Genomic DNA, 14,120 nt, shown 5'->3' with positions numbered 1-14,120 from the left:
GTTGAACCAAGGAAGGTTCCGAAGGAAGCTTCCGTGAAACCGAGGAGTACCGATGTCAGATAAGCCGAGTGTTGTCCTGGTCCACGGATTCTGGGGAGGTGCAGCCCACTGGGCCGACGTCATCGTCGAGCTCAACAAGCGCGGTTACACCGACCTGCATGCGGTGGAGAATCCTCTCACCTCTCTCGCCGACGACGCCGAACGCACCCGCAAGATGGTCGCCCAGATCGATGGCCCGGTCGTCCTCGTGGGCCACTCGTACGGTGGAGCCGTCATCACGGAGATGGGCGATCAGCCCAATGTACTCGGCCTCGTCTACATCGCCGCCTTCGCGCCCGATGCCGGTGAGAGCCCGGGCGGGATCACGCAGGAGATGCCTCCCGAGGCGGCACCCAACCTCGAGCCCGACTCCGACGGCTACCTCTGGGTCAAGCAGGACAAGTTCCACGAGAGCTTCTGCCAGGACCTCGGTGACGAGCAGGCCCTCGTCATGGCCGTCACGCAGAAGGCCCCGCTCGGCTCCACCTTCGAAGACGCAGTCACTGACCCGGCGTGGAAGGCGAAGCCGACCTGGTATCAGGTCTCGACGCAGGACCGGATGATCGCGCCCGACAACGAGCGTCGGATGGCCGAGCGGATGCAGCCGCAGAAGACGATCGAGCTCGACGCGAGCCATGCCTCGCTCGCCTCGCAGCCGAAGGCCGTCGCCGACCTCATCGACGAGGCTGCGGCCGCCGTCACCGCCTGACGCGCTCGCCGCTCGGTGCGGCGGCCGGGCGGCCGTCCACGCGCGGCCGCCTGCCCGGCGCCCGTCTGCCCAGCGCCCGCTAACCCAGCGCCCCGGAGGCGGATCCGGTTCGATATCGCGTCGCGTTTCGAACCAGATCAGCCTCCGGGGCTGTGCTGTCGGGGCGATGTGTCGTCGAAGGTGCGGGGTGCTGCTAAGCGTGCGACGAGCGTCCACTCTGGTGTGCCGAGCGGATCGCGGTCTGATGATCGGGCGACAGCGGTCTGAGCGCCTCCCGGACCGTCACACCTGAGGCGCGGTGCGCCCGCGGCAGCAGCCACTCGAAGATGAGGTCAGGCCGCTTCTTCGCGGTGTCGCGCAGGACCCAGCCGATCGCCTTGCGAATGAAGAACTCACGCTCCTCGAGCATCGCGTCGGCGAAGCGCGAGAAGCGCTCGAAGTCACCGGCCCCGACGCGCAGTGGCCGCAGGTGGGCCAACAGAGCCGCCCGCCGCACCCAGAAGTCCTCATCGACCGCCCATCTCTCGAGCACTTGATCGAACTCGCCGCTCGCATCGGCGAGAGGACCGGCGAGATCGCCGGCGAGAGGATCGACTAGGGCCCAGGTTCCGGCCTCCCGGATGAAGGCTTCAATGAGATCGGCATCCGCGCCGCTGAGGTGGCCCTTCCCCCGAACGAGCACCATGACCGCCGCCGATCGCCGTTCGTAGATCGGGACCGAGCGCAGTTGCCGCACAGCCGCCGACGGGCGTTCGCCGACCGGTCCGGACCACAGCTCCGTGGCCAGACCGACGACCGCATCGTGGTCGAACTCGGCCGACCGCATCGCGTCCGTGACCACGGCGCGGGTGTCGGGAACGCTCACCCCGTAGTGCGTGAGCGCGCTCTTGAGGTACGCCTTCTCCTTCTCGGCGCGAGTGGGATCCGCGCGGGCACGGAGTTCGGCGTCGATCACCTCGGCGAGGGTTCGGGAATCGGTCACACCTTCCGTGGTCATGGCTTCAGTCTGCATGAGGACAGCGTCCGCGAGGAGGATCGGGTTCGACAAACACGGAGATTTCGAACCCGATCCTCCTCGCGGGCGCGATCACGGAGCGGGCGAACGAATAGCCGGTGCCATCACGGGAGGGGAGCACACGCACCCGACCGATCAGCGCGGATAAGCGGACAAGCCGATCGGCGCAGATAAGCAGACAAGCGGAGGACCCGCCTCGAAATCCGATACCCATTCGAGGGGGTCCTCCGTGTGAGCGTCGTCCGGCAGCAACACCGGTGCCAGGCGACGCCGACGGTCCTCCCACCACAGGCGCAGTCCGTGCCCACGGTCGGCGGACCGCAGATTCTGTGCCGGCGCCCTCAGTCGGTGCCGGTGTCGAACGCGGCCGAGAGGCCCGACCGGTCGGTCGCGGCGTCGACGTCGACGTCGGTGCTCGCGATCTCCTCGGCGCCACCGGCCTCGAGCGATCCGACGAGCTCCGAGGTCGGGCCCGAGACGATGCCCATCGCCGCATACTGCTCGAGGCGGGCACGGGAGTCGGCGATGTCGAGGTTGCGCATCGTCATCTGGCCGATCCGATCCTCCGGGCCGAAGGCGGCGTCGCCGACGCGCTCCATCGACAGCTTCTCCGGGTGGTAGGAGAGGTTGGGGCCCTCGGTGTTGACGATCGTGTAGTCGTCACCGCGGCGCAGGCGCAGCGTCACCTCGCCCGTGATCGCCGAGGCGACCCACCGCTGCATGGATTCGCGGAGCATGAGCGACTGCGGGTCGAGCCACCGTCCCTCGTACATCCGCCGCCCCAGCCGGCGTCCCTCTTCGTGGTAGAGGGCGATCGTGTCCTCGTTGTGGATGGCGTTGAGGAGGCGCTCGTACGTGATGTGGAGCAGAGCCATGCCCGGGGCCTCGTAGATGCCGCGGGACTTCGCCTCGATGATCCGGTTCTCGATCTGGTCGGAGACGCCGAGCCCGTGCCGGCCGCCGATCTCGTTGGCCTTGTAGACGAGTGCCACCGGATCGTCGAAGACCTCGCCGTTGATCGCGACCGGGCGGCCGGCCTCGAAGCGGACGGTGACCTCCTCGGTCTCGACCTCGACGTCGTCGCGCCACGCGGGCACGCCCATGATCGGTTCGACGATGTCGAGACCGGCGTCGAGGAACTCGAGGCTCTTCGCCTCATGCGTCGCACCCCAGATGTTCGCATCCGTGGAATACGCCTTCTCCGCGGAATCGCGGTACGGGTAGCCGTGGGCGACAAGCCATTCGCTCATCTCCTGTCGACCGCCGAGCTCCTCGACGAACGCCGAGTCGAGCCACGGCTTGTAGATCCGCAGCTTCGGGTTGGCCATGAGCCCGTAGCGGTAGAAGCGCTCGATGTCGTTGCCCTTGTAGGTCGATCCGTCGCCCCAGATGTCGACGCCGTCCTCCTTCATCGCGCGCACGAGCATCGTGCCTGTCACCGCCCGGCCCAGCGGGGTCGTGTTGAAGTAGGTCTTCCCGCCCGAACGGACGTTGAACGCCCCGCACTGGAGGGCGACGAAGCCCTCTTCGACGAGGAGGCGCTTGGCGTCGACGAAGCGCGCGATCTCGGCGCCGTACTCCTTGGCCCGAGCGGTCACGCCCTCGAGGTCGGGTTCGTCGTACTGGCCGATGTCCGCGGTGTACGTGCACGGAATCGCGCCCTTGTGACGCATCCACGCGACCGCGCAGGACGTGTCGAGACCGCCGGAGAAGGCGATCCCGACGTGCTCACCGATGGGCAGGGAGGAGAGAACTTTCGACATGCCCCTCACTGTAGCCGTCCCGGGGCGTCTGTGTCGAATTGTTATGCAGGGGAATGAATTTTTATGTGGAGGCGGCGAGGTGGTCCGCCTGGGTGGTTCGCCGAGGTGGTCCGCCGTGCCGTGTCCGGCCGGTCCTGCGACGGCGGCACAACCGCTCGGTTTCGATCCGCATGGCATGGATCGATCCGTACCGTGTGGATCAGAACCGAGCGGTTGCGCCGCCGCGACCCCCGCGCCGCCACCCCGCCCGGCTGGAACGTCAGTCGCGACGGTGGGCGCGGATCGCCTCGGCGACGGCAATGGCATCACCTTCCGGCGCATCCGACTTCCGGTCGGGGCGCGCGATGAAGAGGTAGAGGAAGCCGACGGCGAGGACGACGACGAGTCCGATGAGGACGACGTAGTCGGCGAAGAACGCCCCGGACTCGCCGGGTCGGGCGAGCAGGATCATCGCGAAGATCCCGTACGCGAGCGCGAGGACGTTGACGACGATTCCCCACGCTCCCAGCGACCACGGACCCGCCGGCTTCCACCCCTTGACGCGCTGGCGCAGGGAGGCGAGGACGACCATCTGGAAGCTCAGGTAGATGCCGAGGATCGCGAACGAGGTGACCGCGACGAGGATGCCGTCGTTGAACCAGATGAGCACGCAGATGAGCGCGGGCGCGGTGCACGCGACGATGAGCGCGTTGCGGGGGACCTTCGTGCCCTCGGCGACTCGGGACAGCCACCGGTGGCCGGGCATCATCCCGTCGCGGGCGAAGCTGAAGATCGGGCGCGAGGCGGCGGCCTGGAGGCTGAGCACGCACGAGATGAACGCGAGGATCGCGATGAGGAGGAAGAGCTTCGCACCGACCGGTCCGAGGCTGCCTTCGAGGATCGAGGGGATCGGGTCGACGACCTCACCTGCAACGATCTCGTCGAGGTTGGGGGCCGCGAGGACGTACCCGCCGAAGGAGAAGAGGGCGGAGACCGCACCGACGACGATCGTCATGATCATCGCTTTGGGAATGCCGCGGGCGGGGTTGGAGACCTCCTCGGCGACGTCGCCGCAGGCCTCGAACCCGTAGAAGAGGAAGAGCCCGGCCACGGCAGCACCCATGAACGCGGCGAGGTAGCTGCCGTCTCCGGCCACACCCATCGCATCGAAGAACACGGAGAACGGGTGCTTGCGCTCGAAGATGAGGAGGAAGAGGCCGAGCCCGATGACGCCGATGAGCTCGGCGAAGAGGCCGATGCGCGCGATCCTGGCCAGCCACTTCGTGCCGCTGAAGTTGATCGCCAGCGCGAGGACGAGGAGTGCGAGCGCGAGGACGAGGGTGACGTTGCGGGTGAGTTCGAAGTCGAAGAGGCTCGCGACGAAGCCCGCCCCGAACTCCGCCACCGAGGTGATGGTGACGATCATCGCGCAGATGTAGACCCATGCTGCCATCCACGCGTACCGCTTGCCCCACAGCCGCCGCGCCCACGGGTAGATCCCGCCGGCGATGGGGAACTGGGAGACGACCTCGCCGAAGACGAGGGCGACGAGCATCTGACCTGCGGCGACGATGACGATCCACCAGATCGACGGTGGGCCGCCGGCCGCGAGGGCGACCGCGAGCAGTGAGTAGACGCCGACGAGCGGGGAGAGGTAGGTGAATCCGAGCGCGAAGTTCGCCCACACGCTCATCGACCGCTCGAAGGAGTCGCTGTAGCCGAGGACGGAGAGGTGATCCCCGTCGGAGAGGTGGGCTCCCGACCGTGGGGACTGTGGCGGGCGAGGGGTCTGCGGGGACTGTTCTGTCATTTCGGCACCTTTGCGCGAATCACTGTGGGACCCGCTCATCGTAGCCGACCGGGGAGCTGACCAGGGGCGCGGCTTCGCCTGCGCGTCGGAGGCCTCGGTCATCCGCGCGGGGGAGGACGTCGCCGACGCTCCGCCGTACATTGGAGGCAGAGATCAGCGAGACGTCACGATGCGAGGAGGATCCGATGAGCGCCCCCGACCCTGCCGCTGAGCGTCCCGTCCCCACGGCGGATTCCACCCCCGCCGAGGCGGTGCCCGGCGCGCGCCTGTCCGCGGAGTCCGCTGCCCCGACCGGCACCCCCGCCGAGGCGGCCCCTGGCTCGCGCCTGTCCGCGGAGTCTGCGCCCCCGATCGTGCCCACCCGCGTCCCATGGGTCGAGGTCGGCGTGTTCCTCGTCGTCACCGTCGGTCTCGGCTGGCTCGTCTGCCTGCCGCTGTGGCTCTCGGGCAAGGGACTGAGCGACCTCACGTTCGTCCAGCTCACCGGCCAAGCGCTCATGTTCACTCCGCTGCTCGGCACCATCGCAGCGCTCATCGTCCAACGAAGGCGGGCCCGCGAACCGCTCGCGAGCATTCCCCGCCGCCTCGGCCTCTGGCCCCTCTATCCGGTCGGACGGGTGCTCGGAGGGACCGGCCTGGCGGTACTCGCCACCTACCTCCTCGTCCTTGCGACCTATCTCCTCGCCGGCGCGTTCGGCTGGATGCGACTCGACCTCGTCGGACTCTCGGGGTTCTCCGCGCAGCAGCAGGCGCTGCCGGGACTCGAGGAGCTCCCGCTGGGCGCAGCGGTGGCCGTCTACCTCGTCATCGTCGTCGTCAACACCGGGGCGACCGCGCTCTTCGCCTTCGGAGAGGAGGTCGGCTGGCGCGGATGGCTGCTCACCTCGCTGCGGCCGCTCGGCACATGGCCGGCGCTGCTCCTCATCGGTCTCGTGTGGGGGCTGTGGCACGCGCCGCTCATCCTCCTCGGCTACAACTTCGGCCGTCCCGACCTCACGGGCCTCGCCTTCATGGTCGGCGGCTGCATAGCCCTGAGCGTCCTCTTCGGGTGGCTGCGCCTGCGCACCGGGTCCCTGTGGCCGGCCGTCTTCGCCCACGCCGCTCTCAACGCCTCGTCGGGGATGCTGCTCGCTCTCGTCCTCAGCGCCGACTCCCCGACTCCGGACATGGCTCTCGTCACCGTCCTCGGCGTCTCCGGGTGGCTCGTTTCCGCCGTCGTCGTCCTCGTCCTCGTCCTCACCGGGCAGTTCCGGCGGCAGCCGGAGGTCGACGTCAAGCCGCCTCGTCGTAACTCGGCACCCGCCGAGGAATGAATCCGCAGGTCGGCGCGCCTACGAGATTTCCCCACCAGAGCATTGAGCTCAGTCATTCCTTCCTATAGGCTCAAGCCCCGAACGACCTCGTCGCCGAGGCGGTCGGCACCACCTCGGCGGACACCTCGAACCACCCGACGAAGGAGACGCTCATGGCACTGGGATCATCGCTGCTGCGCACCGTGGGACGCATGGCGACCGCACCGATCTTCATCATCGGCGGCTACGGCGCGCTGACCAAGCCCGGCGGGCGCGTGCAGATGGCCGCGCCGACGCTGGAGAAGATCCGGGAGTACGTGCCGGTGCTCCCCGACGATGACGAACTCCTCGTCCGGATCAACGGCGGCATCCAGCTCGCCGCGGGAACCACCCTGCTGCTCGGCATCAAGCCGCGACTCTCTGCGCTCGCCCTCGCCGGTTCGCTCATCCCGACGACTCTCGCCGGCCACGCGTTCTGGGAGGACGAGGAGCCGGAGGCCTCGGCACAGAAGATGCAGTTCGCGAAGAACCTCGCCGCCCTCGGCGGACTCCTCGTCATCGTCGGCACCGAGGACACGCGCCACGCCATTGCGAAGGCCGCGGACAAGGCGGCTCGGAAGGCGGAGAAGCGGGGCTTCCGCGAAGGCAAGGACGCTGTCCGCGAGGCCCAGCGCAGCTGATCGGGCCGGGGGCGTCCCGATACCGCCGTGATCGCGGGTCCCGCCCCTCGCCGAGGCGTCACCTCGCCGAGGCGGACGAACGTCCGTGATCAGCCCCCGAAGCCTCCCGCGGCACAGGGTGGGCGGAGTAGCCTTGTCTGTACCGGATCGAACCGAGCCGACAGGAGCTGACCATGGTCACCTGGCCGCGCGGCATCAGGCGCCTGAGGCACCGCACCGACCGTGAGGTCGTCGTCACCCGAGTCGAGGACTTCAGCGATCGCTACCGGCGCATCCACTTCACCGGTGACGACCTCCTGCACGATCTCACCGACGTCTATCCCACGGCGTGGGTGCGACTGTGGGTTCCCGAGTCTCCGGCCGGTGCCGACGCCAAGGCCGGCGATGGGTCCGCGAAGGCAGGTAACGGCGACGCTGCGACCACCGACCACCCGGGGCCCGCACGCGGATCCGGCCGTGTCAGCCGCCGCGACTACACGTTCGTCGACGTCGACATCCGATCCGGGTCGTTCGCCCTCGACCTCGTACTCCCGCACCACCGCACTGCGGGCGAGGCCGCCTTCGGCCCGGCGACGCGGTGGGCGCAGGCAGCGCAGCCGGGAACGGTGATCAACGCCTGCGTCACCCCGGACCGCCTCGATCTGCCGCGGGATACGAAGCGCCTCATCCTCCTCGGCGATCTCAGCACCGTGCCGGCGGTGAACTCGTGGCTGTCATGGATTCCCGATGAGGTCGAGGCCACGGCGATCATCGAGGACGACGGTGACACGGACGGCATCCCGCAGCGGCAGCGGGCGAACGCGACCTGGACGTGGGTGCGCAGCACCGGATCCCGCGGTCAGGCGCTCATCGACCATGTGCGCGACCTCGGACTCGGCCCCGCAGGTCTCTACGTCTGGGTCGCGGGGGAGCGGGGGCTCGTCTCTGCGGTCCGCCACGGCCTGCGCCGCGAGCTGCCGCTCGACCGGCGGCGGCACTTCTCCCAGGCCTACTGGTCAGACAGACGGTCAGCTCACGTCCCGGCCGGTGAGTCGACGGAATGACAGCCGCCGATCCGACCAACGTCGACCCCGCTGACATCGTCGTCTTCAACGACATCGACGACCCCGACCTGTGGGTCAAGCCCAGCCCCCGGGCCGAGATCGCCGTCGTCGACCACGACCCGGCATGGGCCGCCCAGTACGAGGCGCTGGCCGTCGCGATCAGAGGTGCGCTCGGGAAGGGCGTCCTCGCGCTCCAGCACATCGGGTCGACCTCGGTGCCGGGTCTGGTCGCGAAACCCGTCATCGACATCGACCTCGTCGTCGCCGACCCCCGTGACGAGGACGCCTACCGGCCGGCGCTCGCCGAGGCGGGCTACGACCTCGTCATCCGCGAACCCGGCTGGTATGAGCACCGGGCCTTCCGGCACCAGGACCCCGATGGCATCCAGCAACTGCCCCTGAGCAATCTCCACGTCTTCGGCCCCCACTGCCCGGAAGTCGCCCGGCACCGCGTCTTCCGTGAGTGGCTGACGGCGAACCCGGAGGATCGGGAACGCTACGTCGAGGCGAAGCTGCGCGCCGCGGACGAAGCGAACGCCGCGGGGGAGACGACGATGGGCTACAACGCGCGCAAACAGGCCGTCATCCACGAGATCTATCGGCGAGCCTTCGCCGCCGCCGGGTGGATCTGAGGCTGCCCTGTCCCGATCGGGGTGGCCGCGCCGCAGCTCGGAGCGCCGAGGAGTTCCCCGACCCTGACCCGCCCCGCCGGGGTTGCCGGCACTGACCCGCCCCTTCGACGCTGCCGACCACGACCCCTGCCATCGTCGGTCCGGAGCGACTATGCTCGTTGGATGGCGAAGGCACTTCTCATCGTGGACGTCCAGAACGACTTCACCGAGGGCGGAGCGCTCGCGGTGACCGGCGGCGATGCCGTCGCGACCAGGATCTCCGACTACCTCGGCGAGTATGCCGGGGACTACGACGCGATCATCGCGTCCGCCGACTGGCATGACGGGGAGAACGACAATGGCGGGCACTTCGCGGCGGACCCCGACTTCGTCGACTCGTGGCCGGTCCACTGCGTCGCCGACACCGACGGTGCGGCCTTCGACCCGCTGCTGACGACGAGCCCGATCACCCACATGGTGCGCAAGGGTCAGGGGGTGCCCGCCTACTCCGCGTTCGAAGGGGCGACGGAGACGGGGGACCGCCTCGGCGATCTCCTGCAGAGGCTCGACGTCGCCGAGGTGGACGTCGTCGGCATCGCCACCGACCACTGCGTGCGCGCAACCGTCCTCGACGGTCTCAGCGAGGGCCTTCGCGTGCGCGTCCTCACCGACCTCATCGCCGGCGTCGGCGCCGATTCGAGTGCTCAGGCGCTCACCGAGATGAAGTCCGCCGGCGCCGTCATCGACTGACCTCGGCTCGGTCGGCGCCCCGCGGCCGGCATCGCCTCGGACGCTTCTCAGCAGGCTGAAGCACCTCGTCTCCCCGGCGAATATCCCCATCGAAAGTTGCAGACGAAGTCTCAACCGACAGGCGATGTGCCCGGTGCCCCTGCCCTGATGAGCTGGAGGCATGAAGAATCTGCTCACTCGCACCGGCACGGTCCTCGTGTCGAAACGCGGCGCCTGGCTCGTCCTCGCCGCCCTCGTCCTCCTCGTCACCGTCCTCTTCGGCCTCCTCTCCGGAGCCGGTGAGGACCGTCCCACGCAGTCCGCCCCGCCGGACTCGGAATCCGCGCGCGCCGAGGCGGTCCTCGATCAGTTCCCCGGCGCGAACGAGCAGTCGGTCATGGTCGTCGCCTCCCGCCCCGGCGGCGCGACGCTCAGCGCCGCGGACCGGGACGCGCTCGGCGAGCTGGGGTCCCGCCTCGGCGAGGACGGTGAAGCGGTCGGCGGTCCGATCGTCAGCGACGACGGTGAGGCGGCCCTGCTCATGGTGCCGATCACCGTCGGGCAGACGAACACGGAGACGGCCGAGACGGTCGGCGAGCTGCGGAGGACGATCGCCGCGGATCCCGGTGCGCAGGCGCTCGAGGACACGGGACTGGAGCTGCTCGTCACCGGTGGGCCGGCGATCGGCGCGGACATCGCCTCAGCCTTCGACGGCGCGGACTTCACCCTGCTCATCGTCACGATCGCCATCGTCGCGCTCCTCCTCATCGTCACCTACCGCTCGCCCATCCTCTGGCTGCTGCCGCTCATCGTCATCGGCACCGCCGACGGACTCGCCGGGCGCGTGACCGGGGCGATCGGCGACGGTCTCGATCTGCAGTTCGACGCCGGCATCATCAGCGTGCTCGTCTTCGGGGCCGGCGCGAACTACGCCCTCCTCCTCATCTCTCGCTACCGCGAGGAGCTCACCCGGCACCCGGATCATCGGTTCGCACTCGCCACGGCATGGCGGCACACGGCGACGACGATCCTCGCCTCGAACCTCACCGTCGTCCTCGCACTGCTCAGCCTCGTCCTCGCTGTCATCCCCGGCACCCGCGGACTCGGCATCACCGCTGCCGCCGGCCTCGTCATCGCCGCCTGCGCGGTCCTCCTCGCCCTCCCGCCCGTCCTCGCGATCTGCGGCAGGCGCGTGTTCTGGCCCTTCGTCCCGCGTCCCGCCGACGATGCCGACCCCGCCGAGGCGGCCGACGGTGCCGCTGCCGACCGCGGTGCCGCTGCCGACCGCGGTGCCGCCGCTTCCCGAGGCTCGGCCCAGGGTGCGACCACGCCGACGTTCTGGCGGGCCATCGCCACCCGGGTGGTCGCCCGCCCGGGGATCCACCTCGGTGTCGGCATCGCCCTCCTCGCGGTCATGGCAGCCGGCTTCATCGGCACGACCGTCGGTCTCGACCAGTCGGAGAAGTTCAGGGTGCAGTCGGAGTCCGCCCAGGGACTCGACGTCCTCGGCGAGCACTTCCCGCCCGGGGAATCCCAGCCGATCTGGATCGTCGCCGACGCGGGCGAGGCCGACGAGGTCGTCGACGCGGTCTCGGGCATCGACGGGGTCGTCCGTGCCGGGACCGTCGACGAGGCGACGGTCGAGGGATACCGGATCGCGAAGATCATGGTCACCGGCGAGTACGAACCCGACAGCCCGGAGGGACTCGCCCTCGTCGAGACGATCCGCTCTCAGGTCCACGCGGTCGACGGCGCGCACGCCGAGGTCGGAGGGGCCGCGGCGACCGAGCTCGACGCCCGTGACGGCAACGCCCGGGACCTCGCGACGATCGCTCCGCTCATCCTCGCCATCAGCTTCCTCGTCCTCCTCGCTATCCTCCGGGCACCGCTGGTCGCCCTCACCCTCCTCGTCGTCAACGTCGCCTCGACGGCGGCGGCGATCGGCCTCGGGTCGGCGCTGAGCAGGGTCTTCTTCGGGCAGGCGGCGATCGACGCGCAGGTGCCGATCCTCGCGTTCCTCTTCCTCGTCGCCCTCGGCATCGACTATTCGATCTTCCTCTCCCACCGGGCGAAGAAGGAGTCGGCGCTCCACGGGTCGAGGCAGGGCATCATCGAAGCCCTCGCCCACACCGGCGGGGTGATCACGAGCGCGGGCATCGTCCTCGCCGGGGTCTTCGCCGCCCTCGGTATGCTCCCGCTCATGGTGCTCGGCCAACTCGGGCTCATCGTCGGCGTCGGCGTCCTCGTCGACACGGTCCTCGTCCGCACCGTCATCGTGCCCGCGATCATCGCGCTCGCCGGTCCCCGGATCTGGTGGCCGGACCGGGCGATCACCGAGTTCGCGCCGGATGCGGGGACGGGAACCCGCGGCGAGGACAGCACCACCGCCCAGCTGGTATCGCGCGCGAACGTCGGCCTCGCGGTCGGGGCCGACGTCGCAGTCGAGGAAGGTTCCGCCCGCACCGGCGGTCCGATTGGGTACGCCCGGTGACAGTCGGGACCCAACCGGGGCGGTCCGCGGCCGCAGCAGAAGACGCGCGGACGCCTGCGGATGCAGGTTCGGCCGCCGCGGCGGGCCGCCCCGACGACTATCCTGACGGTGGGGGAGAAGGAGGAGCAGTGGGCCCACACAGGTGGACGGCGCGGACGATGGAGATCGGTCAGCACGCGATCGCTGTCGTCCTCACCGTGATCTCGAGCCTCCGGGCGATCACTGCGGGAGCCCCGGTTCTCGCAGTGGTTGCGGTCAGTCTCGTCCTCCTCGCCTGGTACGGGTTCGGCGCGGTGCGGGCCGCCCGCAGCGGCTCGGTCGACCTCGCCCGATGGTGGCTGCTCGTCCTCGCCGCGATCTGGCTGCTCATGCTCGTCGTCTCCGCCGAATTCATCTGGGTCGCGTTCCTCCTCTGGCTGCTCGCCGGTCACCTCTTCTCCCTGCCCATCGCCGTCGTCTTCACCGCCGTGACCTACCTCGCGACCGTCGCGGCACCGCTCATCCACCACGGAAGCGTGAGCACTCCCGCGGTCATCGGCTCCCTCATCGGCGCGGTCTTCGCCCTCGGGCTCTCCCGCGGATACATCGAACTCCTCCGGGAGGGACGCCGACGCGAGGAGCTGCTCCAGTCGCTGGAGGCCGCCCACCGCAGCCTCCTCGACGTCCAGGACGAACTCGCCCTCACCCAGCGTCATGCGGGAGAGATCGAGGAGCGGACCCGGGTGTCTCGGGACATCCACGACACCGTGGCCCAGGAGATCTCCTCGATCCGCCTCATCTCCCACGCCGAGGCGGATCGCACGACAGACGCCCATGCCGCGCAGGTGCTGCGACAGGTCGAGGATCTCGCCGCCCAGGGGTCGCGCGATGTCCGTCGGATCATCGCCGCACTCGCCCCGGCCGAACTCGAGGATGCCGCCCTGCCCGCGGCCATCGGCCGCCTGCTCAGCAGGCTCGAGTCCGATACGACGATCCTGGCGGACCTCACCGTCGATGAGACTTGGCCGGCCCTGCCCGCCGAGGCGGAGGTCGCCCTCCTGCGGACCGCGCAGTCGGCGCTCGCCAACGTCCGTCAGCATGCGCAGGCCACACGCGTGCGCGTGAGCCTGAGCGACCTCGGCGATTCGATCAGAATGGACATCGTCGACGACGGCGTCGGCTTGGCCGACCCACAGACTCGGACGCGGAAGACCGACTCGGGGTTCGGACTCGACTTCATCGCCTCGCGGATGCGTGAACTCGGGGGCGAGCTCGACATCGAGACCGCCCCGGGAGCGGGCTTCGCGATCTCGGCGACGCTTCCGCGAGGAGGGCGCAGATGACGATCAGGGTCATCCTCGTCGACGACCACCCTGTGGTCAGGGCCGGGCTTCGCGCGGTCATCGACGTTCCCGAGCACATCGAGGTCGTCGGAGAAGCCGGCAGTGGGGAAGAGGCGCTCACCCTCTCCGAGCGGTTGAGCCCTGACGTCGTCGTGTGCGACCTGCGTCTGGGTGAGGGCATGGACGGGATCGCGACGACTACGGCTCTGCGGAACATGCCGACACCACCCGCGGTGCTCATCCTCACGACCTTCGACCATGATGCGGAGATCGTCGCAGCCTTGAGCGCCGGCGCGGCGGGCTACCTCCTCAAGGACATCGAACCGACCGAAATCTCCGTGGCGATCGAGCGCGCGGCCCGGGGCGAGACCTACCTTCCGCCGGAGATCAGCGCGAAGGCGATCGCGCAGATGCGCAATCCCGGTCCGCAGCTCACCCGCCGGGAACGTGAGGTCGTCGCCCTGCTCGCCACCGGGGCCTCGAATGCGCAGATCGCGCAGGAGCTCTTCGTCACCGAAGCGACCGTCAAGAGTCACCTTGTCAACGTCTTCGCCAAGCTCGGCGTCGATTCGCGAGCGCGGGCGATCCGGGTCGCGGAGGACCTCGGTCTCGTGTGAGGCAGTCCGTGGGGGCAGGT

General features: G+C 69.4%; 12 protein-coding genes. 9 read left to right on the top strand and 3 right to left on the bottom strand.

Going from position 1 to position 14,120, the window contains the following annotated elements; genetic code table 11:
* Positions 1 to 52 precede the first annotated feature (52 nt).
* Positions 53 to 748, top strand: a complete 696-nt coding sequence (locus tag EZE58_RS11250) for an alpha/beta hydrolase (RefSeq protein ID WP_009381043.1) — start codon at positions 53 to 55, stop codon at positions 746 to 748.
* A 193-nt stretch (positions 749 to 941) separates the two neighbouring features.
* Here the strand turns inward: EZE58_RS11250 and EZE58_RS11245 are convergent, their stop codons facing one another.
* The 3 genes from EZE58_RS11245 to EZE58_RS11235 form a co-directional block, all read right to left on the bottom strand.
* Positions 942 to 1,745 carry a DNA alkylation repair protein gene (locus EZE58_RS11245; RefSeq protein ID WP_236586961.1) on the bottom strand — a complete coding sequence of 268 codons (804 nt, stop codon included), beginning with the start codon at positions 1,743 to 1,745 and terminating at the stop codon, positions 942 to 944.
* A 359-nt stretch (positions 1,746 to 2,104) separates the two neighbouring features.
* Positions 2,105 to 3,526 (bottom strand): argininosuccinate synthase, encoded by a 1,422-nt coding sequence (argG, locus tag EZE58_RS11240; RefSeq protein ID WP_009381039.1) that lies wholly within the window; start codon positions 3,524 to 3,526, stop codon positions 2,105 to 2,107.
* A gap of 259 nt (positions 3,527 to 3,785) precedes the next feature.
* Positions 3,786 to 5,315 carry an amino acid permease gene (locus EZE58_RS11235; protein WP_167560571.1) on the bottom strand — a complete coding sequence of 510 codons (1,530 nt, stop codon included), beginning with the start codon at positions 5,313 to 5,315 and terminating at the stop codon, positions 3,786 to 3,788.
* Between the two features lie 185 nt (positions 5,316 to 5,500).
* Here EZE58_RS11235 and EZE58_RS11230 point away from each other — a divergent pair, with 185 nt between their 5' ends.
* The 8 genes from EZE58_RS11230 (at position 5,501) to EZE58_RS11195 (ending at position 14,100) form a co-directional block, all read left to right on the top strand.
* The gene (locus EZE58_RS11230; protein ID WP_009381037.1) at positions 5,501 to 6,628 is read left to right on the top strand and encodes a CPBP family intramembrane glutamic endopeptidase; all 1,128 of its coding nucleotides are present in this window, start codon (positions 5,501 to 5,503) and stop codon (positions 6,626 to 6,628) included.
* A 152-nt stretch (positions 6,629 to 6,780) separates the two neighbouring features.
* Complete coding sequence (locus tag EZE58_RS11225) at positions 6,781 to 7,287, top strand: DoxX family protein (RefSeq protein WP_009381036.1); 507 nt, start codon at positions 6,781 to 6,783, stop codon at positions 7,285 to 7,287.
* Between the two features lie 173 nt (positions 7,288 to 7,460).
* Positions 7,461 to 8,330 carry a siderophore-interacting protein gene (locus EZE58_RS11220; RefSeq protein ID WP_009381033.1) on the top strand — a complete coding sequence of 290 codons (870 nt, stop codon included), beginning with the start codon at positions 7,461 to 7,463 and terminating at the stop codon, positions 8,328 to 8,330.
* Positions 8,327 to 8,962: a GrpB family protein gene (locus EZE58_RS11215; protein ID WP_009381032.1), complete on the top strand. Its 636-nt coding sequence runs from the start codon at positions 8,327 to 8,329 to the stop codon at positions 8,960 to 8,962. Before EZE58_RS11220 ends, EZE58_RS11215 begins: the two co-directional genes overlap by 4 nt.
* A 162-nt stretch (positions 8,963 to 9,124) precedes the next feature.
* On the top strand, positions 9,125 to 9,691 hold the full coding sequence (locus EZE58_RS11210) for an isochorismatase family protein (protein WP_009381031.1): 567 nt from the start codon (positions 9,125 to 9,127) through the stop codon (positions 9,689 to 9,691).
* 160 nt (positions 9,692 to 9,851) lie between these two features.
* On the top strand, positions 9,852 to 12,161 hold the full coding sequence (locus tag EZE58_RS11205) for an MMPL family transporter (RefSeq protein ID WP_063251020.1): 2,310 nt from the start codon (positions 9,852 to 9,854) through the stop codon (positions 12,159 to 12,161).
* 128 nt (positions 12,162 to 12,289) lie between these two features.
* On the top strand, positions 12,290 to 13,483 hold the full coding sequence (locus EZE58_RS11200; RefSeq protein WP_231882288.1) for a sensor histidine kinase: 1,194 nt from the start codon (positions 12,290 to 12,292) through the stop codon (positions 13,481 to 13,483).
* Complete coding sequence (locus EZE58_RS11195; protein WP_009381027.1) at positions 13,480 to 14,100, top strand: response regulator transcription factor; 621 nt, start codon at positions 13,480 to 13,482, stop codon at positions 14,098 to 14,100. The genes EZE58_RS11200 and EZE58_RS11195 overlap by 4 nt, the downstream gene beginning before the upstream one ends.
* Positions 14,101 to 14,120 lie beyond the last annotated feature (20 nt).

It is taken from the genome of Brevibacterium sp. LS14, assembly GCF_012027885.1.
In the GTDB taxonomy this organism is placed as follows: domain Bacteria; phylum Actinomycetota; class Actinomycetes; order Actinomycetales; family Brevibacteriaceae; genus Brevibacterium; species Brevibacterium casei.
The sequence above is the reverse complement of the archived record's forward strand: the minus strand, read 5'-3'. Positions and strand labels throughout refer to the sequence as shown.